The organism is Hyphomicrobium sp. GJ21 (assembly GCF_001006785.1).
GTDB lineage: Bacteria > Pseudomonadota > Alphaproteobacteria > Rhizobiales > Hyphomicrobiaceae > Hyphomicrobium_B.
In genome coordinates, this window is the sequence record NZ_CDHO01000001.1 from 564,540 (window position 1) to 576,208 (window position 11,669).

General features: G+C 63.8%; 4 protein-coding genes. All 4 read right to left on the reverse strand.

Annotated features, from left to right (window positions below; genetic code table 11):
• Nucleotides 1-128: 128 nt before the first annotated feature.
• The 4 genes from HYPGJ_RS02710 to HYPGJ_RS02725 all read right to left on the reverse strand — a co-directional run bounded on the left by HYPGJ_RS02710 (nucleotide 129) and on the right by HYPGJ_RS02725 (nucleotide 11,611).
• Complete coding sequence (locus HYPGJ_RS02710; protein ID WP_046845714.1) at nucleotides 129-5,474, reverse strand: alpha-2-macroglobulin; 5,346 nt, start codon at nucleotides 5,472-5,474, stop codon at nucleotides 129-131.
• A gap of 314 nt (nucleotides 5,475-5,788) precedes the next feature.
• Entirely contained in the window at nucleotides 5,789-6,325 is a 537-nt protein-coding gene (locus HYPGJ_RS02715) for a hypothetical protein (protein ID WP_244465984.1), read from the reverse strand.
• 190 nt (nucleotides 6,326-6,515) lie between these two features.
• Nucleotides 6,516-8,951 carry a hypothetical protein gene (locus HYPGJ_RS02720; RefSeq protein WP_046845716.1) on the reverse strand — a complete coding sequence of 812 codons (2,436 nt, stop codon included), beginning with the start codon at nucleotides 8,949-8,951 and terminating at the stop codon, nucleotides 6,516-6,518.
• 140 nt (nucleotides 8,952-9,091) lie between these two features.
• Nucleotides 9,092-11,611: a transglycosylase domain-containing protein gene (locus tag HYPGJ_RS02725; protein WP_046845717.1), complete on the reverse strand. Its 2,520-nt coding sequence runs from the start codon at nucleotides 11,609-11,611 to the stop codon at nucleotides 9,092-9,094.
• Nucleotides 11,612-11,669 lie beyond the last annotated feature (58 nt).

Here is an 11,669-nt window from a genome sequence, read left to right on the forward strand (position 1 = left end):
GATGAGGCGCAGAGGCGATTGACGTCGCCAGAAGTTGCCCCTCACCCTAACCCTCTCCCCGTGAAGAACGGGGAGAGGGAAAAGCGCAGAGAGACGTTTCGCGAGGGTTTGCAGCATGGGCACGCTGCTTACTCCTTCGCGGAGACGGTCAGCGTGCCGGCGGCGGTGCGGGCGTAGCGCTCGGGGCGGTACATGTCCTCAACGGTCGCGGCGGGATGCACGAACGTGCCGGGGCTGACGGCGCGAACGATGTAGGCGAGCGTTGCCGACACCGGCGGCGCTTTTTTCTGCGCCGGGTCTTCCGGCGTTGCAACGGTGCCGTCGCTCGGCGTTTCCGGCGCATCGCCTTCGACGGAGCTGTTCTCCTCCGTCGTCGTGCGGACGTTGGCGAAGTTGAACGCTGCGACAAAGCGATCGTCACGGAATTCCGTGTGCTCGGGTGACGCCGTCGACTTCAGCCAGCTCAAGCCCGCGATCGAACCGCTTTCGACGAGATGCGGATTTTCGATCTCGAAGCCGGCGGGCAAGCGATCGACGACCATGACGCGGCCGCCTTCGTCTTCCGACGTGACCTTGACGGTGATGACGAAGCGGTCGTTCTGCTTCACGCCCGCCTTGCCGCCCTTGAGGCTCGCGAGATCGACCGGTTTGCCGTCGAGCGTGTAGGCCTGGCGCTCGATCTGGAAGCCTTTCGAAACGGCCGGTTCCGGCGTCAGGGCGGCGCCGATGACGGAGATCACGGCATCGACCGCGGCGTCGCCGTCGTTGGTGATCGTCAACGCGCCATCCTTCAATTCGGCGGGCGTGAGCGCGCGGAGCACCGGTCCGGACGACGGCTTGCCGTCGATCGACAGGCTCGCGGCCTTCACTTCGTCGTTCAAGGCTTTCGCTGCGAGCAGCAGCCATGCCTGTTCCTGCGTCGAGGTGTAGGAGCGGGTTTCGTAGGCCTTTGCGATGACGCTCGCGAGTTTCGGCTGCTCGGCTTTCGCGACGCCCGTTTCGGCAGCGAGCGCCACCAAAGCCGCACCATCACGCAAGGTCGAGCCGTAGTCGCTGCGATAGCCGAAGTCGGGCGTCACGTCCGGCATCATCGCAAGCGCCGCGGAGAACGCGCGTTCGGCGCGTTCCTTGTCGCCCATCATCGCGAGCGCGGCGCCGATCTGGGCTTTCGCGAGCGGCGTCGAGAAGCGGTCGATGCGCGTGTCGGCGTAGTAACGGAGATCGCCGATCGGCGCTCGGCCGTTGCGGGCGAGAACGTAGAGCGCATAGGCCCGGTCCTCGCCACCCTTCTCGAAGTCGGACGCATACGCGATGAAGTTCTGCAGCCGGTCGAGCGCACGATTGAAGCCTTCGCGCGGCATGTCGTAGTTGGCTTCCTTCGCACGCGTCAGGAAGTCGGTGACGTAGGCCGTCAGCCAGAGATCGGTGTTGGAGGGACCCCAGACACCGAAAGCACCGGTTGAATCCTGCATCTCGAAGACGCGCGCGACGGCCGTCTGCACGCGTTCCTTCAGCGCCTTGTCCTCGGCAATGCCGACTTGCGCCGCGAGAGCGTTGGCGACGACGAGCGGCATGGCGCGCGACACGGTCTGCTCGGCGCAGCCGTACGGATAACGGTCAAGCTGGGTCAGGAGCGTCGGCACGTCGAAGCGTGCGGCGGGGCCGACCGACAGGTTGATGCGCGTGCGCGACGGGATCAGATCGTAGACCACATCCGAGCTGATGTTCAGCTTGCCGCCCGGTTTGAGCGACGAGATCGTCGTGCGCTTGATGTCGCCAGCAGGCGGCAGAACCTCGAACGTCATTTCGCGTTTGACGGCGATGTCGTTCGGACCGGTGACGACGGCCTTGAGCGTCAGGCGGCCGAGATCCTCGGGCTTGAAGGCGATGCGCTGCATCTTCCGCTCGCCTGTCTTGAGGTCGACCGACTTGTCGGTGATCGACGTCAGCGTTTCGTTGCTGTCGTCGCCGTGCTTCTTGGAAAGTGTCAGTTTGTAAGGCGCGTTCGGGCCATCGACGTTGTGCAGGTCGAAGCCGAGCTTCACCTCGTCGCCGAGCGTCATGAAGCGCGGCACGGCAACGGTCAGCGCCACCGGATCGCGGACGATCAGGTCGCCGGAACCGTGGCCGACTTTATCGTCGCTCCATGCCACCGCCATCACGCGCACGGTGCCGTTGAAGTCGGGCAACTCGAAGCTGACGTTCGCGGTGCCATCTTCCTGCACGCGGACGATGCCGGAATAGAGCGAGACGACGGTTTCGACGGTCGGATTGCCCTGCATCGCGGGGCCGCCAGCGTCGCCGCCCGAGCGGAGCTTGCCGCGGTCGGCGCGCATGCCGTCGATCAGACGACCGTAGAAGTCGCGGATTTCAAACGACAGCTTCTGCTGCTGATTGAACCATTTCTCCGGCGCTGGCGTCTCGTAGCGTGTGAGATTCAAGATACCGAGATCGACAGCGGCGACGGCGACGCGCGCGTCTTCGCCGGGAGTCAGGCCTTCGATTTTCAGCGGCACGTCGATCTTGCTTCCGGATTTCACTTTATCCGGCAGCGTCACGGCGACCTTGAGTTGGCGCGCGCTCTGATCGACGGGCAGCCACTTGATGCCGATGGCGCGGCTCGGCATGCGCTTTTCCGTTTCGTCCATCGGACGGTAAAGGAGGGCGGTGACGTAGGCACCTGGACCCCAGGTATCGGAGACGGGCACGTCCACTTCGCCACCGCCTTTCTCGACATCGACTTCCTTCAGAAGGTGAAGGCCGGTGCCGAGAACCGTGATGAGAGCTTTGCCGCCGAGTTTGGTCGCGATGCGGAGCTTGGCGGTGTCGCCGGATTTGTAGCTGTCCTTGTCGAGCGCGACGTCGAGCTGCTCGGGGCTGTCGACGGTATCGCCGGACGTATACCAGCCGGCATTGAAGACAACGCTCGATGCAGGTCCGTTCGGATCGTTCGATGCAACATCGAGACGGTAACGGCCCCAGCCGATGGCTTGCGAGATGCGCGCGGGCGTGTCGGCAGCGATTGTCAGCGGGCCGCTGCCGATCTTGCGCTTCACGGTGACGGCTTCATACGTCCACGAGCCGTCGCGGCGATACCACTGCCAATTGGTGTCGAGACGCGTCAGCGTCCACGTCAGATTGTCGGTCGCTTCGGGTTTGTTGTCGGCTCCGAGCAGGACGACGTCGAAGCCCGCGTTCTGATCTTCCGGAGCTGTGAAATTCTCGAACAACGGCTTGATGCCGACGCGCTCGAGCTTCAGGTCGACGGGCAGCGTCAGGTTACGTTCGATTGTGCGTCCGCCAGCCTCGCGCAGCTTGACGCTGATGGCGGCTTCGAGCGGCTTCGGCGTGCGCGGCAATTGCGGGAGCGTGATGGCGATTGCGGCTTTGCCGTCGTTGTCCATCGCGAGATTGGACGGCAGCGCCTGGCGCACCGGATTGACCGACTCGTCTGCCTGTCCGAAGACGTAGCCAGCGAAGCCTGCCACATCCTTGTTCGAAGGCTTCACGACGACTTCGCCTTCAAGGCCGAGGCCTGCGGCAGGCGGGCCGTAGAGATAATGGCCGTCGGCGCTGATCGTCTGGTTTTCGTCGGGCGTCAGCGCGGGCACGTTGGCCGAGAGCTTCATGTCGAGGCGTTCCGGCACGAAGTCTTCGACGAGGAAGGCGCGTTCCGCAATCGCGGGCGCTTTCGGATCGGTATGCAGCCAGAGCCGCCACGTGCCGCTCATCGCGGTCTTGGCGAGTTGAAGCGTGAAGTCGCGGCCGCCGAGGCCCTGATTGTTCATCACCGTGCGCGATTGCTCGACGCCGTCGGGACGCGTGACGATGAGCGTGGTCGGAACCACCGACGCCTTGCCGAACTGATCGCGGACCAGAGCGGTGATGTTCACCTCTTCGCCGCCACGATAGACGCCGCGTTCCGTGTACATGAAGGCATCGACGGGGCCTGCCGGATCGCGGCCCTTGACGCCGCGATCGGAGAGATCGAACGCGTTGAGCGTGAGATCGAGGAAGGCATATTCGCCGATGCCCTGCATCGCGACGAGAATGGCGGGCGCTGCGCCACCTTCGCCTTTGGTCAGCGCGGCGTCGAATTTTGCGTGTCCGAATTCGTCGGTCGTTGCGGTCGCGAGCACTTCATTGTTGCGGGCGACGAGTTTGACCTGGCTTCCGAGAATGGCTGTCGCGTCGCCGAGTGAGCGCACGAAAGCGTGGATGCCGTCGCTGCCGGTGAACGCGGTCAGGCCGAGGTCGGAGACGATGAACCACTGCGTCGCGCGTTCGTAGCTTTCGTTCTTCGACTTTTCCGTCGGCGTTGCGACCATGACGTAGACGCCCGGCTCCAGGCGGCCGGTCGCGTCGGTGACGGGAACTGCGGTCGTCACCTCTTCATTGAGCTTCGCGGCGATATCCATCGTGCCGGTGTAGACTTTGATGCCGGTGCGATCGCGAATGTTGTCGACGTCGTAGCTCGAAAGCTGGCGCTGCATATCGCCCGACTGCAATGTCGCTGCGAGCGCGCGATCGCCGAGGCGGAAGACCTCGACATTGATCTTGTTGGTGTTGGTCGTAACGACGGGAATGCCCTGCTGTCCGCGAGCGGGGAGAACATAGGCTTTGCCGCCGAAGCGCACGAAGGGTGAGCGATCGGGGACATACACGGCGATGTCGGATGTCTTGAGCAGGTTTTCGCCGACGTTCGAGGGAAGTCCGGCGCGGATCTGTACGACGTAACGCTCGCCGTGCTTCAGGCCTTCGACGCAAAGCTGGCGCGCGTCCTGGACGAGATTCTGCGGGTCCTTGCCGTTGACGGAAATGAATTTCGCGACATCCGTCTGCGTGCGGCTCAGCTTTTCGGAAAATTCGAGGCAGAGGCGCGGCGGCGTCGCTTCGTTATCCGTCTTGTAGTCGGTCATGCGGAAGCCGTACTGGCTCCGCAGCTTGTCGTAGGCTTCGCGCGTCGTCTGGTCATCGGCGAGATCGAGGCTGAATTTCAGCGCGTCGATCGCGGGGCGCCAATAGGAGCGGCGCTCGAGCGTCTGGCCGAGGACGTAAAGCGCGTGCGCTTTATCCGGCGTTGCGCTGGCAAGCTGATAGCCGCGATAGGCGGCGCCGGATGCGTAAATCGGAAGATCGTAGCGTTCGCTGCCGGAATTCGGATCGGGCTTGATCGCGATCAGCGATTCCGCGAGACGCGTCCAAGTGGCCCAGTCCTTGTCGTTCGCGACGACGGCCGCCGCGAGGCTGCGGGAGGCGGCGCGGGGATCGGAGGCGAAGACTTTGTCGGCGTCGGCTTTCAGGACGGCCGCAGGTTTGCCGTCTGGTTTCCAGTTCGTCTTCAGGAAGGTTTCGTAGCGCTTCGCGTCAGCGGCGACGCCCTGGTGCAAGAAAACCTTGTCGGCGGCGAGTGCGCCGGTGACTGTCGCCAGCAGGAGCGTGGAGACCAGTGCGAGGCGCGCGAAGAAAAACATGGGATGCCATCCTGTAAAGCGTGACGGTGCGCGGGGACACCTGAGCTTAGCCCGGGCGGAGTATCGTTCCGGAGTGAGCAAGCCGAAAGCCCAACAAGAGCCAACGGCCGAAGCGGGGCGGTAATTTGCCAATTGCCGATGCTTGCGCGTTCTTGCGGCTTTTTTTCTGACGAGAGCGCAGATCGTCCCCGGATTTTATCAGACGCGTGGCGAGCGGGGATGATTTCGGCGCACAAATCCGATGGCCGCGAGGGAATTAACCCTGTCGCGGCCAGTCAGGTCGGATTTTCAGAGTGTGTGGTTCGCGCCGGGAATTATTGGCGGTGCGACCACGGAAAGCCGGACGCGTTTCCGGTCGCGATCATTTCCGGGGCGAGAGCAGCGCCCTTCAACGGCATCAGCGTCTTGGCGCGCGACCAGAGGTTCTCGAACGAAACGGCGGCGCACTTGCGCGCGACGGGGTCGGCCTTGTGATAGAGTTCGAATGCGTCGCGCTTGTTCGGGTCGCGGCGCAGGCAGTCGCCGATCCAGACATGCGTGCGGCCGACGACGAGCTGCTCGTGAGAGGCGCCAAAGCGCGGATCAGTCAGAAGGCGGAATTCGATACCGGCGTTGTCGCGCAGCGACGGCAGCGTCGCGTCTTCGATGCGCGTGTCGGCGAGGATCACTCTGATATCGAGCGGAAGGAGCGGGAGTTCAGCGAGCGCTGCGCTGAGCGCGCGCGCTGCAGGGCTGTCGACGCTGCGGACGAGCATCGAAATGCTGCCGTTGCCGCCGGGGCCTTCGGCCAGAGCCGTGAGGCTTTCGACGATAAAATCCTTGAGCCGCGTTTCCTTATCCGTTCGAGACATTGTCATGAGCCGCGAAGGTGAAGAAATGCGCATTTGTAAGTCCTATCGTCAGCCCAAACTGGTCGCCGGGGAAGCAGCACCCTGGCTTGCCTCGGCTGCCCCATTAAGCCGAGAAGAATGTTAAACAAGCGTTGCGACACGGTTCGATTTATGGCGAACGGCCTTATCTCTTTTTTTGTCCAAGTTTTTTTCATTCGGCGGCCGGCGGCGCGATGCGCCTGAACAGGGCTTCGTCGGACGCGGAAAGCGGCTCTTGATCCGCAGGCGTTTGATCCGGCTCCCAAAAAAGCAGATCGTCGGTGGCCGGTGTCAGTGCGTCGAGATGGCCGGCATCGCTCTGGGCGCCGGTTTGGTGGGCGGCAGATTTCGCGAGCGCGTCGCGCAAGGATGACGGAACGACGGCCTCGCTGACCGGCACCGTGAAGGTGGCGGTTTCGCGCTTCAGCGTGACGCTGGCGAGCGGCTCGGATAGCACGGCGTTCAAGCGCTCGTCGGCCGATCTGTGGCGGTGCTCGGAGCGGGGGATCGGGATAATGGTCGCCAGCTGCGGATCAGCGGACGGCGGCGTTGCGGCCGCGTTGCTATTGGCGGCTTTGACAGAGATTTCGGCTTCATGAAGCGGCGGCGGCGGCGGCGGCGGATGGCGCATGCGCTGAGCGTGCGGCGCGGTGAAGACGGGCGAAGATCGGCCGGATTCCGCATCCGGGCGATACGCGGTGGCATAGGGACCGAACCGTTTCTCATGCTCGGGATCGATGGCCACGCTGGCGGGGCGCGGCGGCGCCGGCCGGATCTTCGGCTCGAACGAGAGCGTCGGCTCTGCGGGCTCGTTCGCAGGCTTCAAAGCTCCAATGTCGAGCGTCGGCGGCGTCGTGTGCGGCTCGTCGTTTTCGTCGTTCTCGATTGCATCGTCGGGGTATTGGGCGCGCCGGGCTTCAGCGCGTTTGGCCGCGCCCATCACCGCGCCGAGGATGATGTCCGACCAGGCGCCGTTCGCAAACTTATAGACGCGGAAGGATTCCGAGGTGGCAAACTTCGAGCCCTGACGCGCCAGCCGCCTTTGAATGCTCGCGCGCGTCGGTAGCAGCGTGCGCTTGAAGATTTTCTCGCGCTCGAAGCTCGCGAACAGGTTCGCAAGAAGCTGAGCTTCGACGCGAAGGTTTTCGCGTTCAGTCGGACTGAGACGGGGCGGCGCGTCGAGCGGCACCGCGACGTAGTAGTCGCCGTTCATGTCGAAGACGACGTGGCGGAACAGTTCGAAATTCTCGCGGACTTGTTTGTCGCGATGGATGTCGTTGAAGCGCGACAGGATTTCGATGACCGGTCCGCGCTCGGCGGCTTTCATTTTTGGCACCAGGCCGTCGAGGCGGTTGCCCGGACGCTGGCCCATCGACACGAGAAACAAACACAGATCGACGAACAGCGCGACTGCGAGCGGAACGTAGTCGCGTTTCGAAAGGCCGGACGCTTCGTCTGAACGCAGGGCGCGGACCGAAGCCTCGGTCGGGTTCTCGACCGACTGGATGGCTTTTTTCTGCAACTCGCGAAGCTCGTCGGCGGACGGCGGCATCTTGAACGCCAAGAGGCCGTAGAACGTCGCCGTCAAACGGCGAAACGCTTCGATCGTCGCTTCGGAGCCTTCGACGGCCGCGATTTCCGGCTTCTGCAATTCGGGAAGCTGATCGATGGCCTTGACGACGCCATGCAGCGCCATTTGCAGTTGCGGATCGGGGCAGGAGACGGCGGCCTTGCCGTCACCGAAGGTCGTGCGATCGGCGCGGTCGGCGAGATCGGAGCGGATCTGGCGGAGCTGCGGGTCGGTGCGGAAGGCGTTGAAGCCCGTCACCGTGAGATCGAGCTTGCGGCCGAGCGCGCGCATGAACTCGTTGCGCGTGCCTGTTTTGGCATCGAACGTCGAGGCATCGGCGGAAACGACCTTCGCGAGATCGCCGTTCAAGGCGTGCATGTCGGCGTTCACCGCGCCGACGCGGCCTTTCACGAATTCCGATGCGAATGAGAAGCGCTGCGCGTCGTCCTCGCGCATTTTGCGTCTGGGTCCGTCGCCGGGGCGCGAATTCGGGCATGATGTGCCCTTTGTGCGTTCGAGTTCAGCCTTGTCGGTCGAGACTTGAGTCAATTGCGTGAGCGTTGCCTGCAACTGCTCGAGGCGCGTCGAGGCGCCATGCAGCGAATTCTGAACCTGCGAGACGGCGCTTTCGGCCGAGCGCGATGCTTCTCCGCGGCTTTCGAGAACCTTCCAGTAGAAGCCAAATCCGAATCCTATGGAAATCAGAGACAGGAAAATGTAGCCGCTCGCGTAGAACAGTTTGGTCGTCAGCGGGTGCGGACGAAAGAGCTGGTCGAGCAGCCAGATGATCATCGTCATCAGCATGGCGACGGAGAAGCCGACGATGATGCGGTGGATCATCGGCAAGTCGCCCATGTTGGCTTCGATCAGTTCGAGCATGCCGACATAGGTTGCGACCCAGGACAACGCTCCAAGTCCGAAAATCAGGACCATGCGCTTCCAGTCGCGCGGCGGTTTCGAAGAGGCGTCCTCGCCGTCGTCCACCGCTTCACGCAGCGGGAACGATCCGCGCCGGTGATCTTGTGTCTCCAATTTCATTGCCGCCAACCCGCATTTGGTGCAGCCGGCACACTCAGCCGCCAGTCCGCGTTTTTGATGTTGGAACTGCGGCTGACGGGTGTCGAAGTGCTGGCGGATTTGTTTCCGTCATTCACAGGACGCGAACGGCGCAGGCGCGCTCAGTTCGACGTCAGCGTGCGAAGCTGTTCGTCGGACGGCGAGCGTTCGAGCGCTTTGCTGGCAAATACTTTCGAGCTTGCGGCCGGTGGCGCTGCCTTCGAAATGCGCGGCGCGGATTTGACTCGCGGCGGCGGCAGCAGATCGCGTCGCGGGTTCGCCTTCGCGTGATCGGCAAGGTCGCCGAGCAGGACTTCGAGCAACGGCGCGGCGACCTGGGCGGCGTGCAGATCGTGCGCCCAAGGCTGCGACGCATTCCCGGTGCCGACGAGAACGACATAGGAATAGGCGGCGCCGTTCGCGAACTGCAGGCCGCCGCTCGCCCAGGCGTCGACGGTCGCGTTCGGATCGAGCGTGACGGAGGTCCCGGTCTTGGCGAAATGCAGGCGCAAGTCACCGCGCCGCCGGGCGCACCACTTCGCGATGCTTTTCAGCGTGCCGTAGGACTTGCCACCTGTCTCGTAGCAGAGCGGGGCTTCGAGCAACGTCCGGATCAACCCTGTCCCGCGCGGCCGGATCAAAGATTTTGGAATGACGGCCGGGCGTGCTTCGGCCGCGATGCCGCCGCCGTTCTGGCCTTTCTGCGTGTAGTCGTAGGTCTTGATCATCGTCGGCGGACGCATCGGCCGGTCGCTCCTGCCGATCAAGGAAGCCAGCACCACGCTCGACATGAAATGCACGCGGCGCGGGGCACCGGCGATCTGGCCGAGGACGACGGCAGTCGACGGCGGCGTTCCGCCCGTTGCGGCAGCGGGCGGCATCGTGAAGCCGAAGCCATCGATCAGCCGCCGGATCGGCGCTTGTCCGAGTGCAGCGCCGCGATTGATCAGCGGCGCGTTGAGCGAGCAGGCGAACGCGACGATCGCCTTGCGGTTCTGCTGGCTGGTGCCTCTGGCACAGGTGTCGAGGCCTTGCGCCGGAGCGGCCGGATCGGAATAGGGACTTTCGCCCGTGTCGCGGCCCTGGTTGGCGAGCGCGATGGCGAGCAGCATTTTGCCGGTTGAGGCGACCTGACGGCTTTCGGACGCGGGATCGTAGACGCCATCGGACGAGCGGCGCGCGGGCAGCGAACCGAAGTAAGCAGCGGTCTCGCCGGTCTCGTAATAGCGCACGATGCGGCCCTCGGCGTCGGCCGCCACGACGATCACATTCGGCAACGTCTTGTCGGCGGCGACCTTCTTCGGATCGAGCGTGAATGCGGCGTTGATGCGTGATGCCCATTCGGTGTTGAGCGCCGTCAGCTTGGCATCGAGCTTTTCGCGGAATGCGAGGTTCTCGCCGATGTCGAATGTCGTCGTGACGCCGCGTACGTAGTCGCGCCAGCCGAAGCCGTAGCTCTGCTTCATCTCCTCGCGGATGCCGAAGCGGGCTGCAGGGAGCAGCAGGTTGGCACGGATCATCGGGTTGGCTTCTGCGCGCTTCACCTGGTCGGGGACGAAGCGTTCGAGCGCCGCCTCGAGCTTCGGCTTCACTTTCGGATCTGGCGGGCCGCCTGCGAGCGCCATCAGCTCGAAGACGACTTTGCGCTGCTCGGCTTCATCGGTGATGAGCTTTTCGGCGCAGGTGCGGGCGCGAACTTCGGTGATGTAGCGCCAGCGGTCGAGGCGCACCGCGTTCAGGCGGTCGTTGCCTTGGAGCAGAATGATCGGCTTGTTGACGGCGGACGCGAGCACGAACTGCTCGGCGGTCGAAAGGTCTTTCGCTTCCTTGCCGAAGACGACCTGGCTGGTGACTTCGACGCCGTGCAGCGGCTGGCCGCCGGTTCGCTGCGCCAGCCAGATGTGGTTCGCGGCCCACTGTTTCAGCAGCGTATCGTCGCCGTTGCGCGTGAGCTCGCGATAGATGACGGGCGCGAGCCACCATTCGCCGAGCTTGCGGCGGAGTTTGGTGATGCCGCCCTCGCCTGCGTGGGGCGGCGTTTTATAGATGACGCGTGCGAACTGCATCGGCAGCGTCGAACCGCCGACACCCAACATCGGACGCCCCGCGCTAATCGAATGCGTGATCGTCGTGACGGGGATTTTCAGGACGCCGATGAGATCGATGCCGAATGGGTTGAGCGCGCCGCCGAGGTAGCGGTCTTCATGATACGTCAGGCATCGCCAGTACTGCTCGGGGACGTCGCGCACGGGAATGGATTTGTGATCGGGACTGGCAACGTAATTGCCGAGTTCGATGTCGCTGTCGGTGTAGTTGACGTCGCGCAGGCTATCGAGGCGGGGGTCGAAGGTGCCGACGAAGTTGCCTTTGGGATCGTAGATGGCTGTCGCGAGCCAGCGCTCGGCGTCATAGCCAAGCTTTTCGTGCAGTGTGAGATCGCCGATGTAGCCGCGGATCGGGGCCGCGATGTAGACGAGCACGAGCGCGAAAAGGACATAGAGCGACGTCGCCGTGAAAACGTGGCGGATTGGCCCGAGCTTCGGATTGAACGCGACCGCCGACATCAGGCGGCGCACGACCTGGCGCGGGAGCCTCAGACAAATCTCGCTGAGCGCCGTGAAAAGGCGAAGAATGGATAGCATTGCCGCAAGCCGCACTCGCGCCGCGCTGAACGCGGCTGTCGTACGGCCTGCATAATTG